This is a genomic window from Pedobacter sp. B4419 (genome assembly GCF_059693725.1).
Window position 1 is genome coordinate 2,002,480 of sequence record NZ_JCASSL010000002.1, and the last position, 14,475, is coordinate 2,016,954.

The window sequence follows — 14,475 nt, forward strand, 5'->3', positions numbered from 1 at the left end:
TTACAATTAGCAGTTCAGCTATCGACTATCAACTATGAACCAGCCAACGAACAATCAAATAAAATGAAACACATCAATATAAAAGTAACGGGTAAGGTGCAGGGCGTATTTTTTAGGGCGAGCACAAAGGCAGTGGCCGATCAGATGGGCGTAAAAGGTCTGGTTAAGAATGAAAAGGATGGTTCGGTTTACATAGAAGCCGAAGCTAGTGCCATCATTTTAGACCTCTTTTTAGATTGGTGCAAGGAAGGGCCAGAAAAGGCAAAAGTAGAAAATGTAGAAGTAGCCGATGGAGAAACTAAAAATTATCGCAACTTTGAAGTAGTCAAAAAGAACCTATTGTGGTAAATTGAATTTACGAGTTTAGATTGACGGTTGACGATTGTGAAGGATGATTAATCTCGCAGCACCAATCTAAAAATTTAAAATCGTAAACCTAAAATCTGAAATACATTGTCTGTATATAAAAAATTTATTGGTCAAACCGCTGTTTATGGGGTAAGCACAGTGCTTTCGAGGCTGTTCAACTTTATCCTTACCCCAATTTATACCAAGGTATACCCGAAGAGTGTTTATGGCATTTTTACAAATATGTATGCCAATGCCTCTATCATCAATGCTATTTTGGCCTTCGGAATGGAAAGTACCTATTTCCGTTACCTCAATAAATTTGAAGACAAAAAGCAGGAGGTGTATAACAATTCCTTTCTCTGCATCGCCTTTATTTCAACCTTGTTCCTCTTTACAGGCATCGTTTTTAACGAACAGATTGCTGGTTACCTGACCAATAAACCCGGCGAGATACAGGATTACAAGCAATATGTGAATTTCTTTTTATGGATCTTGTTTATAGATGCCATCAGCGTTATTCCCTTTGCCAAATTACGGGCTGATGAAAAAGCCATGCGCTACAGTGTGGCCAAATTCTTGAATATTGGTTGTTTTGTGGGCTTTAACCTGTTTTTCATTTTTGTAATTCCTGGTATCATTAAGCATCATTGGCTTGGTGCAGATTGGCTGGCATCATGGTATAGGCATCAATGGGTAGGTTATGTATTTATTTCAAACCTTATTGCCAGCATAGTTACCTTTATTTATTTGCTGCCTCAGTTTTTGCAGCTGCAACTCAAATTTGACAAGCCTCTTTTTGCGACCATGTTTTCGTACAGTTGGCCGATTTTGGTGGCCAATCTTTCTTTTATCGTTAATGAAAACCTGGATAAAATTGTACTCAGCAAATTATTGCCTGCAAACATAGCCGACGGCGAGGTAGGTATTTATGGGGCAGTGTGTAAAATCGCTATTTTCCTGAGCATTTTTATCACCGCTTTTAGGCTGGGGGCAGAACCTTTCTTTTTCAGCCATGCCAAGCACAAAGATGCCAAAAATACCTACGCCACTATCTTGCATTATTTTGTAATTGCTTTGGCCATTATTTTTGTAGGCCTTATTGCCAATATCGAGATATTAAAGCATTTCATCAGCAGGTCTGCAGAACACACGGCCGAATATTGGGTTGGCTTGCCGGCAGTGCCTTACCTGCTATTGGGGTATGTTTGCCTAGGTATTTACATGAACCTTTCGGTTTGGTACAGGCTGTCAGACCAGACCCGCTTTGGTTTGTATATTTCGCTGGCCGGTGCCGTGATAACCATCGTGCTCAACATTATACTTATCCCGAGGTTTAGCTATATGGGTTCGGCATGGACCAGTATGTTGGCTTATTTCGTCATGATGGTTCTGTCTTATATTTTGGGCCAAAAATATTACCCGATACCCTATAATTTGAAAAAGATCATTGTTTATCTGGTCATTTCAACCGCAATTGTATTCTCCTCGTTTTTTATATTTAACAGAAATATCTATATCGGCAATGCAATGTTCATTGCTTTTATTGCAGGTATTTTCTATGTAGAGAAAGACGGTTTGATGAAGATTTTAAAAAGAGGCTAACACATGTTGAACATCAAGATTATCAATCATTCTCACCATCCTTTGCCGGCTTATGAAACAGCACATGCAGCAGGAATGGATTTAAGAGCATTTATAAGTGAAGCGATCACCATTAAACCTTTGCAGCGGATTTTGATTCCAACAGGTTTGCATATTGAATTGCCGGTTGGCTATGAGGCACAGATCAGGCCCAGAAGCGGACTGGCCTATAAGCATGGCATTGGAATTGTAAATTCGCCGGGAACTATCGATGCCGATTACCGCGGAGAGATCAAAGTGTTGCTGGTGAACCTTTCGGATACCGATTTTGTGGTAAACGACGGCGAACGGATTGCGCAAATGGTAGTAGCCAGGCATGAAACCGTAAATTGGGAGCAGGCCACTGAGCTGGGCGATACGGCACGTGGTGCCGGTGGCTATGGCCATACCGGAAAATAATTAATGAGTGAATTTTGCATGCGAGAATTTTGAATGAGAAATTAGAATCAAAGAATGCCGGACAGTAAACCTATTCTTTGTTAGTTCATTCAATCCCTCAAAATTCACACATTCAAAACTAAATAAGATGAAGAAACTGAAAATTGTTTTCGTATTAATATATGGGCTGGTGTTTGTTGCACAGGCGCAGGAAACGGTATCGGTTCCTTCGAGAGAAAACAATACCATTAAAGAGCTGTTCTTTGCCGGCCTTAAAGAAAAAATGGCCGAGAACTATGCCAATGCCAATGTAAGCTTTAGCAAAGTGTTGGCATTGGATGCCAAGAACCACGCTGCCTATTTTGAATTGGCTTCGCTCAATCTTCGTCAGAATAAGCTTTTAGAGGCAGAAACTGCCATCAAAAAGGCCATCTCACTTAATCCAGGGAATGTTTGGTACCTCAAGCTCCAATCAGAAATTTACAAGCGTAACGGCAACATGGAAGCTTTGGTGCCAGTATTTGAGCAACTTATACAGCTTTCGCCAGAAACCGAAGAATACTATTTTGACAAAGCCAGTGCATTGGCCATTGCCGGAAAGGCAGAAGAGGCACAAAAGGCCTATGATGTAGTAGAAAAGAAATTTGGGCTTTCAAAGGAACTGAAGCTGGCCAAGCAGCGCATTGCCGTTCAGGGCAAAAGCGCACCAAATGAAGAGGCGATTAATAAGCTGATTGCCGATGGGCCTGCAGACGTAAAAAACTACCTCTATTTAAGTGGCGTACTTTTAGAAAAGAACAAACAGGCCGAGGCTTTGGTATTGTTACAAAAAGCCAAAACATTGGAGCCCGACAATTACGAAGTAGATTTGGCCATGGCCGATGTCTATAAATCGCAAAAGAACAATGAAATGGCCTTGGGGCCGTTAAAAAATGCATTTTCGCATTCGGCAATGCCAGCAGGAAACAAGGCCAAGATCATTAGTGGCATGTTGTCGAGGTTCAATAATCCCGTAGTGGTTAAAGATGCTACAGAATTGGCTCAGGCGGCTTTAAAGGCGCATCCCAATGAGCCAACCCTGATGATTTTATATGGCGATGTACTTTATCAGCAAGGAAACCTGAATGGTGCCAAAGAACAGTATTTGGCGGTTTTAAAAGTTTCCGATCAATATTATGCGGCTTGGGAAAAGGTATTGGCTATCCAAACCTTGCTGGGCCAATATGCAGCTGCCATTAAAACTGGCGATGAGGCGTTGACTATTTATCCAAATCAGGCCATCTTGTACTACTACAAGGCTTTTGCCCTGCACAGAAATGGCCAAAATGCCGAAGCGGGACTGGAAATCAAATCCGCATTGCAGCTAGATGCAGACGACAATAACCTAAAAGCGATGATCTTTGCGCTACAGGCCGAAGTATTTATCGATCAGTCTAAACTAAAAGAAGCTGATGCCGCATTTGACAAGGCCATTTCGTTGGCGCCCGATAATTATTTGACGCTGAGCAATTATGCGTATTATTTAGCGTTAAGAAATCAGAATTTGGCCAAAGCCGAGCAATTGGCGGCCAAGGCAGCAAACGCTCTTCCCCAAAATGCATCCATTGCAGATACTTATGCGATGGTATTGTTTAAACAGGGCAAATACGAACAAGCCCTGAACTGGATCGAAAAAGCGTTGCAAAACAATGAGGCATCAAACCCTGTTTACCTTGAGCATTACGGCGATATCTTGTTTCTTAAGGGAAATGGAGAGCAGGCGGTAACGCAATGGCAAAAAGCCAAGCAAGCTGGAAATGATTCCGAAAAACTAAACAAGAAAATCAATGAAAAGAAATATATTAAGTAGCCTTTTATTGGCACTAGTGGTTTTAGGCGTAGGATGCAAGCCTAAAAAAGTGATTGTTGCTACCCCTCCGGCTAGTCAGGAGAAAGTAGAAGCCCAACCCGATAAAAAGCAGGATAACCTCAACCTGCTCAAAGCAAAAGACCTTTCTTTTAACACCTTGGCGCTAAAAGGAAAAACCAAACTGGATGTGAACGGCGACGAAAACAACGTAACCATGAACATCAGGATCCAAAAGGACAAAAAAATATGGGCGATCATTACGGCAGCCGGTGGCATAGTAGAAGTGGCAAGGGCAGTAATTACGCCTGATAGCTTGTTGCTATTAAATAAATTACAGAAAACCTATACTAAGAAGCCGTTCAGCTATATCTATAATTTTACCAACAAACAGATTAGCTTTGGCTTGTTACAGGCTATCCTTTCGGGAAATACCATCCCTGAATTTATGACAATGAATTCGGCCCTTGTGCAAGAAAACGGAGCTTGGGCGTTGAACGGCAACAATGGCGACTTGGCTTACCGCGTACTTTTTAATACCTTGTTGAAGCCTGCAGAAAACACGCTCAACGATGCAAAAGCTGCGCAGGCCTTAAAAGTAAGCTACGGAAAATATACGCCGATCAACAATGCATTGTTCCCATCTAGCGTTAAGATCAATACCATGTCTGGCGACAAAAAGATCAATTTAGAAATAGAATTCACTAAGATAGAGAGCAATGTGCCTGTAGAGTTCCCCTTTACTGTGCCTAAAAGTTTTCAGGTAATCAACTAAATTTTTATATTTTTGGTGCAATGAAGCTAAACAAGTTACTCCTTTCCCTGCTGTTGATGGGCCTTTGCTCAACCGCTTTTGCACAATCGAGCAAAGAGCTGATCAAAAAAAAAGAAGCCCTGCAACGGCAGATAGAATTGGCCGAAAAGAACCTGAACAAAACCACTAGTGGCAAGAAATTAACCCTTACCCAGATCAACACGATCAAGGCACAGGTGCGTTTGATGCAGGATAAAATTTCGACCATTAACTCGGAAATGAAGAACCTCGACAATCAGATCACCGAGAATACAGGCAAAGTGCACAACTTGCAGAGCCGATTGAGCGACCTGAAAAAAGAGTATGCCGGCATGATCCGCTTTGCGCAACGCAATCGGAATTCGTATGATAAGATGATGTTTATCTTCGCCGCAAAAGACTTTAACCAAGCCTATAAACGCATCAAGTACTTGCAACAGTTTGGGCAGTACCGTAAAAAACAGGCCGCCTATATCCAGGGGACAGAAAAAGACCTGAACAACCAGATTGTAGTATTAGATAAGGATCTCAAAAACAAAAACAACCTGCTCAAGGAACAGGTAAGCGAAAAATCGAAGCTCGACAAAAAGAAAAGCGAGCAAACGGTGGTATTGAACCAGTTGAGCAAGCAGGAAACCCAATACAAACAAGATATTAAAAAGAAAAGGCAGCAGCAAGATGCAATAGCGAGAGAGATCAGGGCTACGATAGCACGAGAGATCGCTGCCGCCAAGAAGAAAGCCGAAGAAGAAGAGCGTGAACGTGAAAGAATAGCTGCAGCAAAAGCCAAAGCAGAAAACAGACCGGCACCAGCAGCAACTAAACCTAAAACATCAACAACCAGTGAAATGCTAAGGGCAACGCCAGAATCCGCTAAATTATCTGCAGCTTTTGAAAACAACAGGGGCAGTTTGCCTGCACCCGTGGCTACAGGTTATATTGTGCAACATTTTGGCTCTTATAAGGTGGATCAAGCCACTGCAAATAATGAAGGAGTAACTTATAACACAGCTGAAGGCACAGCCGTTCGTGCTGTATTTAATGGCAAGGTTACTTCAATTAGACCTTTTCAGGGCCGTTACTTTATACTGATTAAGCATGGTGAGTATTTTACGGTTTACTCTAACTTAAAAAGCGTAAGCGTATCTCAGGGAGAAAGTGTAAGTACCAAGCAAACAATTGGTGTAGTGGGAGAAACAGGGGGTGTAGGAGAGCTAGGTTTTCAAATTAATAAAGGCGCTACAGCACAAAATCCAGAAGGTTGGATCGCACGTTAAACCTTTATAAACTTATATTTGTCTATATTTGTATAAAAATTGATTGAAGATGTATTCAGGGGCGTTATTAGAGTTCTTAAACATGGGTGGCGGCGAGATAGCCCTCATCATGGTAGCCATACTTTTGTTATTTGGAGGTAAAAAATTGCCCGAATTGGCAAGAGGGCTGGGAAAAGGGATCAGGGAATTTAAAGATGCATCAGAAGGTGTCAAGCGTGAAATCCATCGCAACATAAATGCCGTAGATATAGACAAGGAATTAAATGAAGAGGCAGAAATAGAGAAGAATGCGGCGCGTCACCATCCAACAGAAGAAACGCCCATCGAATCTGAAGCCACTCCAGAAAACAAGCCAACGGCAGAAGGTGAAATCCACAAGGATAAAGAAACCTACTCTTAGGCTAATTAGATCAGAATAAAGAAATTTTAATATAAAAATCATGGTACAACCAACAATTCTAGCCGGTTTAGGCACACCAGAGATCCTTTTAATCATAGCCGCTCTTTTGTTGCTTTTCGGAGGTAGAAAAATCCCTGAATTGATGCGCGGTTTGGGCAGGGGAGTAAAAGAATTTAAAGACGGTAAAGACGGGTTAGATTCAGGAGGCAATCCAACTAACAACGACGAGAAAAAACCACTTTAATTCATCTGTTCCAACATTCTTTTAAATCTAAGTCTTGAAGAAATTTACTTCACTAGCCGAGATACGTACTAAGCTCGACCAAAAAGAGCTTGATTTACAAGGATTATTGGCGTACTATTTTGAACAGATAACAAAGAACAAGCACCTCAATGCATTTAATGAGGTGTTTTTTGATTCTTCGGCAAAGCAAGCCGAAATTGTGCAGCAAAAGCTCGATGCCGGAACGGCAGGCAAGCTGGCAGGTATGGTTATTGGCATAAAAGACAATATCTGCTATATCGACCATGAGGTTACGGCCTCTTCTAAAATGCTCGAAGGCTTTATTTCTCCTTATTCTTCAACAGTAGTTAAACGTTTGTTGCAGGAAGACGCCATTATAATTGGCCGATTGAACTGCGACGAATTTGCCATGGGTGGTTCAAACGAAACCTCTTATTTTGGTCCCGTTAAAAATGCGGCCGACGAAGAAAGAGTAGCGGGTGGCTCCTCGGGCGGGTCGGCAGTTGCCGTACAGGCAGACATGTGCCTAGCCGCTTTAGGTACCGATACCGGTGGTTCTGTTAGACAACCTGCAGCGTTTTGTAGCAACATTGGCTTTAAACCAACCTACGGACGGATTTCACGCTACGGGGTGATTGCTTATGCTTCTTCTTTCGATCAGGTAGGTACCTTAACCAGCTCTGTTAGCGATGCTGCGCTATTGCTCGAAGTTTTGGCAGGTGCCGATGAAGAAGATAGTACCGTAGCTCAAGTACCCGTGCCGAACTATACGCAACATTTAACGGCAACTGGACCCAAAAAGATTGCTGTTCTTAAGGAAACGATAGACAATGAAGCACTAGATCCAGAAATTAAGCAAGCGATACTCGAAAGCCTCGAAAAACTAAAAAGCCTGGGTCATCAAATTGAGTATGTTTCCTTTAACCTGCTCGATTACCTTGTGCCTACGTATTATATTTTAACCACGGCCGAAGCTTCTTCAAACCTTTCTCGCTTTGACGGGGTTCATTACGGACATCGCAATACGGATGCGGAAAGCTTAAACAGTCTCTACAAATTATCGAGGGCAGAAGGTTTTGGCGAAGAAGTAAAAAGAAGGATCATGTTAGGCACCTTTGTATTAAGTGCCGGCTATTATGATGCCTATTACCAAAAAGCGCAGCAGGTTCGTCGCCTAATTAGAGAAAAGGTGGAAGAACTGCTAAAGGAACATGATTTTCTGTTAAGTCCTGTTACGCCAACACCAGCCTTTAAAATGGGCGAACACATGCAAGATCCTTTGGTCATGTACATGGCCGATATCTATACCGTATTGGCCTCATTGGCTGGTATTCCGGCAGTTGCGTTGCCTTTGGGCAATAACAAAGCTGGTTTGCCGTTAAGTGTTCAGTTAATGACCAAACATTTTAACGAGCAGGAGCTACTTTCCCTGTCACATAGTTTTTTAAATAAAATATAATACCAATCTTGGGTTGGTACTAGAACAGGCATGCTGTCTAGCGCTCAAAGAAGAACCGAATATAGTTGATGATGAACTTGCCTACGGCGCTTCATTAGCATTTAAACCAAACTGTATGAAGAAAATAGTACTATCCGTATTGAGTTTGTTGGCATTTTTAAATGTAACAGCCCAAACCCCGATCAGGAACATCCAAACCGATACCCTATTCAAAAATATTACCGCTACACTGCCTCGCGATACCGTTGCTGTACCGTTTATTGACAAGCCCTTATTTTATAATCAGAGCCTGGTTTACAAAATGCGTTTGGATTCCATCCAAAAAACTGTGCCGTTGAGCTATAATGAATACGTACAGAACTTTATTGATATCTACAGCAAGCGCAAGGATATGATGGGCAAAATGTTAGGCCTGTCTAACTACTATTTTCCAATTTTTGAAAAAGCGCTAAAAGCCTATAATATTCCGGCCGAAATCAAATACCTGCCAATTATCGAATCGTCTATGAACCCTCACGCCATTTCTAGGGTTGGCGCAACAGGGCTTTGGCAATTTATGTTCGGTACGGCCAAAGCTTATGGCCTTAACATGGACAATTTTGTTGATGAACGTAAAGACCCTATTCAGGCCAGTTATGCGGCAGCAGCTTATTTTAGGGATGCCTACGAAGAGCTGGGCGATTGGCTGTTGGCCATTGCGGCCTACAATTGTGGCAAAGGCAATGTAACCCGTGCCATGGACAAGGCGGGTTCAAGGGATTTTTGGGAAATCAGGCGTTTCCTGCCCAAAGAAACCAGAGACTATGTGCCTGCTTTTATCGCTGCGGTATATGTAATGAACTATGCGAATACGCATAACATCGCCATGCAGGCCCCACCAATGACACTCAAAACCGATACGGTTCAGGTAAGCCATTTTGTAACCTTGGCCGATTTGGCAAAGGCGATGAATTACGAGGAAGAAACCTTGTTCGGACTGAATCCTTCTTATAAGAAAAAGATCGTAAACGGAACCGAGTTGTTGCCCAAACGCATTATCCTGCCCAAAGTAGAGCAAGAGAATTTTGCCAAGATCTATGAAGTATTGAATACCGATGCCGAAGTAGAACGCGAAGTGTTTTTGGCCTCAACAGACGATGTAAGAGAGCTTCGTAAGAGAGCGCCAGCTAAAAAGATTGCAGCTAAAAGCAATTTCCATAAAGTTAAACCAGGAGAAAATCTTGGCATGATTGCCAACTTGTATAAAGTGGAGGTGCAAGACCTCAAAGTATGGAATAAACTGCCAAGTAACAGTATTATCCCCGGACAAAGGCTAAAGATTTTTGGCGCGGCTCTAGAACAAGCAAAGCCTGCAACCAAAGCAAGTTTCATCAGTTACAAAGTAAAGCCCGGAGATACCTTATCTGGTATTGCCGAAAAATTTGATGGAGCAACGGTAGCCAGTATCAAAAAAACAAACGGCCTGAAGAAAGCCGCTTTACAACCCGGAATGGTACTTAAAATAAAAGGATAAACTGCTGTATATTTCTTTAGCACTGCAATTGGTTCAAGTGCGATTTAGTCTTTGTATCCCAGCAACTGGGGTTTCATCACTTTTTTTGTGGAGTTGATTGTCTAATACGTTGATGCTGCTGTCAATACCTTCAAAAAACATTTTCACCAAGGCAACAGGATTAATATTGTAGACGGAGGCAATTTTCCTGACTTGAGATAGGGTAAGGTCAACCTTCTCGTTCTCCCAGGCAGAATAGGCTGTTCGGCTAATGTTCAAGTTTGCGGCGATTTCTAGCTGCGAGCAACCCTTCAATAAGCGGAGCTGTTTTAATATTGAACCAATATCCATTTGGAGATACGTTTTATTGAGGCAGACCTAAATTTACAAAAAAAAGATGGCCTTTAAACAATGTCAGAATAAATGGCACAATGTAAAAAATGAGGTCAAAATTGTGGTGCTGAATTCTTTAAATTTAAAGTAAACAAGTCATCTAATTTATTCAGTTAACCTAAACTAATTAAAACCATGAAAAAGATTTTATCAAAAAAAGTTTTAACTAAACAAGAGTTGAAAGCTATTACGGGCGGCAGAGTCGCCGAGCAAACCAATTGTGGTGTGAAAATAGATGGACAGTGGAGAAGATTAAACCTGTCTGAAGGAGAAGGAGCTGGAAGGGCTCAAGAATACGTAGCTAATGGGTGGGCTACAAATTGGTGCTGTGACCATTGCCCAGCTTGGGATTAAGCTAAATTAGCCTCACAATAGACTTTGTAATCAGCTTACAAAGTCTATTTATTTTATTCGCTCTGATTGAACAATCGCAATTGACGGTTAAATATAAAGCGCTATCCAAAAATACAAAGCACTAAATTTTAAAAGATGAAAAAACTAAAATTAAGTCTCGTAGCCTTTACAAATAGTGAAGTGCTAACAAGAGCACAATTAAAAAATGTACTAGGTGGAAATAGATCTGTCACCGGAACCGGCTGTTTAGAAGAATTTGATTATGCTTGTTCGCTTTCGGGAGCTGGAAACCCTGAAGACCAATGCTGTCCTGGTTTAAAATGTGAGATGAATGCCACAGATACAGGTACAATTTGTGTTAACCGATAAAAATTGGGAACATCTGGCATTATTGGAGTGTTAGTAGCCGTTTTATTTCGGTTACTAGTTTGATGCTTAATGTCCAGTCTGAACTGCTCGGGTGAGGCTTTTGCTGTAGCAACGGCGCTCCTTGGAGCTTAACAATTGGACTTTGTAAGCCGTATAATTTCATGGCTTGCAAAGTCCAATTATAAAATCGTTTTGGAAAGCCAAGCGATACTAGCATTAAAAAACAAATGGCCTGAAAAAAGCCGCTTTGCAACCCGGAATGGTACTGAAGATAAAAGGATAAAATTTATTTCTTTCCTCTCCATGTCCTGTGGCGCACAGGACACCAATTTGCATTACATCGAAATGGTCTGTGAGACACAGACCACGGACAAAGAATAAAGGATGGCTAAAGCAGATTCTCGAACTCAGACAATGAGTACTTCTACCTAAATATTCCCGCAAAATTACTTGTATTCATACTTTTTGAACAGACATAATTCGCTGTAAGTACGCTTGATAACAATTAAAAAACAGTTACATTAGGATAAAATAATTGTAACTTTGCCCGTTACCAAACTGTACTGTATGAGCAAAACGAATAGAAAACAAGACGCTTTAGACTACCATTCCCAGGGCCGACCGGGTAAGATCCAGGTAGTGCCAACCAAACCCTATTCTTCCCAAAGAGATTTAACCTTGGCCTACTCGCCAGGGGTGGCAGAGCCTTGTTTGAAAATCGCCGAAAATAAAGACGACGTTTATAAATATACGGCCAAGGGTAACCTGGTTGCCGTAATTAGTAATGGTACCGCTGTTTTGGGCCTTGGCGACATTGGTCCGGAAGCAGGCAAGCCGGTAATGGAAGGTAAAGGGCTTTTGTTTAAGATCTTTGCCGATATCGATGTGTTCGACTTAGAATTGGATACTAAAAACGTAGACGATTTTGTAAAGATCGTAAAATCGTTGGAGCCTACATTTGGTGGAGTAAACCTCGAAGACATCAAAGCACCAGAATGTTTTGAAATCGAGCGTCGCCTCAAAGAAGAAATGAATATCCCGGTGATGCACGATGATCAGCATGGTACCGCCATCATTTCTGCAGCAGCCTTGCTCAATGCCTGCGAACTCCAAAAGAAAAAAATGGACAAGATCAAGATCGTGGTTAACGGTGCGGGTGCCGCTGCCATTTCTTGTTCACGCCTATATGTAGCGCTAGGTGCCAAAAAAGAAAATATCGTGATGTGCGATAGAAGTGGCGTAATCCGTAGCGATCGCGCTAACCTTGACCCCATTAAAAAAGAATTTGCCACCAGCAGAAACCTGAATACGCTAGCCGAATCGATGAAAGATTCTGATGTGTTTATCGGTCTTTCTTCTGCAGATTGCGTAACCATAGATATGCTCAAATCGATGGCCAAAAACCCAATTGTTTTTGCCATGGCTAACCCTAATCCGGAGATTGCCTACGATTTGGCCATCAGCTCGCGTAAAGACCTGATCATGGCAACCGGTCGTTCAGATTATCCTAACCAGGTGAACAACGTGCTGGGCTTCCCTTACATTTTTAGGGGCGCATTAGATGTAAGATCGACCAGCATTAACGAAGAAATGAAAATTGCTGCCGTTCGCGCCATTGCCGATCTGGCCAAAAAATCTGTTCCAGAAGCAGTAAACATGGCTTACAATGCGAAAAATATCAAGTTCGGCAAGGATTATATCATTCCTAAGCCTATGGATTTCCGCTTGATGACCAACGTATCAATGGCCGTGGCAAAAGCTGCGATAGAAAGTGGCGTAGCCCGTAAAACCATTACCGATTGGGATGCTTATGCAGAAGAACTGAAACGCCGCTTGGGCATGGACGATTCGATTATGCGTGCCATTACCAATAAGGCCAAGCAAGCGCCAAAACGTGTGGTATTTGCAGAAGCCGATAACTATAAGATTTTAAAAGCGGCTCAAATTGTGAGGGACGATAATATTGCCATTCCGATTTTGTTAGGCAATAAAGAAATCATCCAACAAATTATAGAAGAAAATGCCCTGGATTTGGAGGGTGTTGAAATCATAGAGCCAGCTTTGGAGCCTGAAAGAATGAAAAAATATGCCGATTCGTTGTATGCAAAAAGACAGCGTAGGGGCGTTACTTTATTCGAGGCCAATAAGCTGTTGCGCGATAGAAACTATTTTGGCGCATCTATGGTCGAGTTTGGAGAAGCCGATGCCATGATTTCAGGCCTGACCAAAAACTACGTATCCACTATTAAGCCAGCTTTACAGGTGATCGGTACCGAAGCAGGTGTAAACCGAGTGGCGGGTATGTACATGATGATGACCGAAAAGGGCCCAGTGTTTTTTGGCGATACCACGGTTAACGTCGATCCAACGGTTGAAGAGCTGGTTGACCTGACTTTACTGCTCGAAAAATCAGTAAGCAAATTCAATATTCAGCCACGCATAGCCCTACTTTCGTACTCCAATTTTGGGTCAAATGAAGGTCCTGTTCCAGAGAAGGTAAGGAAAGCAGTAAAAATATTACACGAAAAACATCCCCAGATTATTGTAGATGGCGATATGCAAGGTAACTTTGCCATTAATAATGGAATGCTAAAAGATAATTTTCCTTTTAGTAGATTGGCAGATGCACCTGCAAATACATTAGTTTTTCCTAACTTGGAGTCGGGTAACATTGCCTACAAACTTTTGCAGGAATTGGGCGGCGCCGAGGCTGTCGGCCCGATTTTATTAGGCCTTAAAAAACCTGTACACATTGTGCAGCTGGGCAGTTCGGTAAGAGAAATTGTAAATATGATTACCATTGCAGTATTAGACGTACAGGCAAAAGAAGAGGATGCTAATCCGGTAAAGAGAAGGGGAATATTAAATAGAATAGTTAAAAAGTAAACGCTCATGTACGATTATATTGATGGCAAACTGGCCTTTAAATGTCCAACTTATGTAGTAGTTGAAGCCGGAGGCGTAGGCTATCATATCAATATTTCGCTCAATACCTATTCGGCCCTGCCACAAACGGAGCGTTGCAAGATTTATACCTGGCTACATGTTAAAGAAGATGCCCATACCTTGTACGGTTTTGCCGATGAAGGCGAAAGGCGTCTTTTTCTGCACTTGATTTCGGTTTCGGGCATTGGCCCTACCACCTGCAGAATGATGCTGTCGTCTATCACGCCGGTTGAAATACAAAATGCCATTATCCAGGCCGATCTGACTTTGATACAACGCATTAAGGGAATTGGAGCAAAATCTGCCCAACGAATAGTGCTAGAACTACAAGATAAACTGAAAAAAGAAGGCCCGGATTCATTAATTTCTATGCCTCAGCATAATACAATTAAAGATGAAGCGTTATTTGCTTTAATCATGCTTGGATTTGGCAAGCAGGTAGCAGAGAAGGCACTAGACAATGCTGTTAAGAATGCAACGCAGGATTTAACGGTAGAGCAAATGATAAAAATAGCTTTGAAGAATTTATAAC

General features: G+C 41.9%; 15 protein-coding genes. 14 read left to right on the forward strand and 1 reads right to left on the reverse strand.

Going from position 1 to position 14,475, the window contains the following annotated elements; translation table 11 throughout:
- Positions 1-63 precede the first annotated feature (63 nt).
- From AC570H_RS20205 to AC570H_RS20250, 10 genes are all read left to right on the forward strand, one after another.
- Positions 64-348, forward strand: a complete 285-nt coding sequence (locus AC570H_RS20205; protein ID WP_497358290.1) for an acylphosphatase — start codon at positions 64-66, stop codon at positions 346-348.
- A 105-nt stretch (positions 349-453) separates the two neighbouring features.
- Positions 454-1,953 carry a lipopolysaccharide biosynthesis protein gene (locus tag AC570H_RS20210; protein WP_497358292.1) on the forward strand — a complete coding sequence of 500 codons (1,500 nt, stop codon included), beginning with the start codon at positions 454-456 and terminating at the stop codon, positions 1,951-1,953.
- A gap of 6 nt (positions 1,954-1,959) precedes the next feature.
- Positions 1,960-2,391, forward strand: coding sequence for a dUTP diphosphatase (dut, locus tag AC570H_RS20215; RefSeq protein WP_497359184.1), 432 nt, complete (start codon positions 1,960-1,962; stop codon positions 2,389-2,391).
- Positions 2,392-2,518: 127 nt separating this feature from the next.
- Complete coding sequence (locus tag AC570H_RS20220) at positions 2,519-4,219, forward strand: tetratricopeptide repeat protein (RefSeq protein ID WP_497358294.1); 1,701 nt, start codon at positions 2,519-2,521, stop codon at positions 4,217-4,219.
- Positions 4,197-4,991, forward strand: a complete 795-nt coding sequence (lolB1, locus tag AC570H_RS20225) for a lipoprotein insertase outer membrane protein LolB1 (RefSeq protein WP_497358296.1) — start codon at positions 4,197-4,199, stop codon at positions 4,989-4,991. The genes AC570H_RS20220 and lolB1 overlap by 23 nt, the downstream gene beginning before the upstream one ends.
- 20 nt (positions 4,992-5,011) lie before the next feature.
- Positions 5,012-6,286 (forward strand): murein hydrolase activator EnvC family protein, encoded by a 1,275-nt coding sequence (locus AC570H_RS20230; RefSeq protein WP_497358298.1) that lies wholly within the window; start codon positions 5,012-5,014, stop codon positions 6,284-6,286.
- 49 nt (positions 6,287-6,335) lie between these two features.
- Positions 6,336-6,686 (forward strand): Sec-independent protein translocase subunit TatA/TatB, encoded by a 351-nt coding sequence (locus AC570H_RS20235; protein ID WP_497358300.1) that lies wholly within the window; start codon positions 6,336-6,338, stop codon positions 6,684-6,686.
- 40 nt (positions 6,687-6,726) lie between these two features.
- Positions 6,727-6,930, forward strand: a complete 204-nt coding sequence (locus tag AC570H_RS20240; protein ID WP_497358301.1) for a twin-arginine translocase TatA/TatE family subunit — start codon at positions 6,727-6,729, stop codon at positions 6,928-6,930.
- A 34-nt stretch (positions 6,931-6,964) separates the two neighbouring features.
- Complete coding sequence (gene gatA / locus AC570H_RS20245) at positions 6,965-8,389, forward strand: Asp-tRNA(Asn)/Glu-tRNA(Gln) amidotransferase subunit GatA (protein WP_497358303.1); 1,425 nt, start codon at positions 6,965-6,967, stop codon at positions 8,387-8,389.
- Positions 8,390-8,504: 115 nt separating this feature from the next.
- Entirely contained in the window at positions 8,505-9,902 is a 1,398-nt protein-coding gene (locus tag AC570H_RS20250) for a lytic transglycosylase domain-containing protein (protein WP_497358305.1), read from the forward strand.
- 33 nt (positions 9,903-9,935) lie between these two features.
- Here AC570H_RS20250 and AC570H_RS20255 read toward each other — a convergent pair whose 3' ends face one another.
- Positions 9,936-10,232, reverse strand: coding sequence for a helix-turn-helix domain-containing protein (locus AC570H_RS20255; RefSeq protein WP_497358307.1), 297 nt, complete (start codon positions 10,230-10,232; stop codon positions 9,936-9,938).
- Between the two features lie 177 nt (positions 10,233-10,409).
- On the opposite strand from AC570H_RS20255, the gene AC570H_RS20260 reads away from it, so the two are divergent.
- From AC570H_RS20260 to ruvA, 4 genes are all read left to right on the forward strand, one after another.
- Positions 10,410-10,628, forward strand: a complete 219-nt coding sequence (locus AC570H_RS20260; protein ID WP_497358309.1) for a bacteriocin — start codon at positions 10,410-10,412, stop codon at positions 10,626-10,628.
- A gap of 135 nt (positions 10,629-10,763) precedes the next feature.
- Positions 10,764-10,997 carry a hypothetical protein gene (locus AC570H_RS20265; protein WP_497358311.1) on the forward strand — a complete coding sequence of 78 codons (234 nt, stop codon included), beginning with the start codon at positions 10,764-10,766 and terminating at the stop codon, positions 10,995-10,997.
- Between the two features lie 567 nt (positions 10,998-11,564).
- Complete coding sequence (locus tag AC570H_RS20270) at positions 11,565-13,883, forward strand: NADP-dependent malic enzyme (protein WP_497358313.1); 2,319 nt, start codon at positions 11,565-11,567, stop codon at positions 13,881-13,883.
- A gap of 6 nt (positions 13,884-13,889) precedes the next feature.
- Positions 13,890-14,474, forward strand: coding sequence for a Holliday junction branch migration protein RuvA (gene ruvA / locus AC570H_RS20275; RefSeq protein WP_497358315.1), 585 nt, complete (start codon positions 13,890-13,892; stop codon positions 14,472-14,474).
- Position 14,475 lies beyond the last annotated feature (1 nt).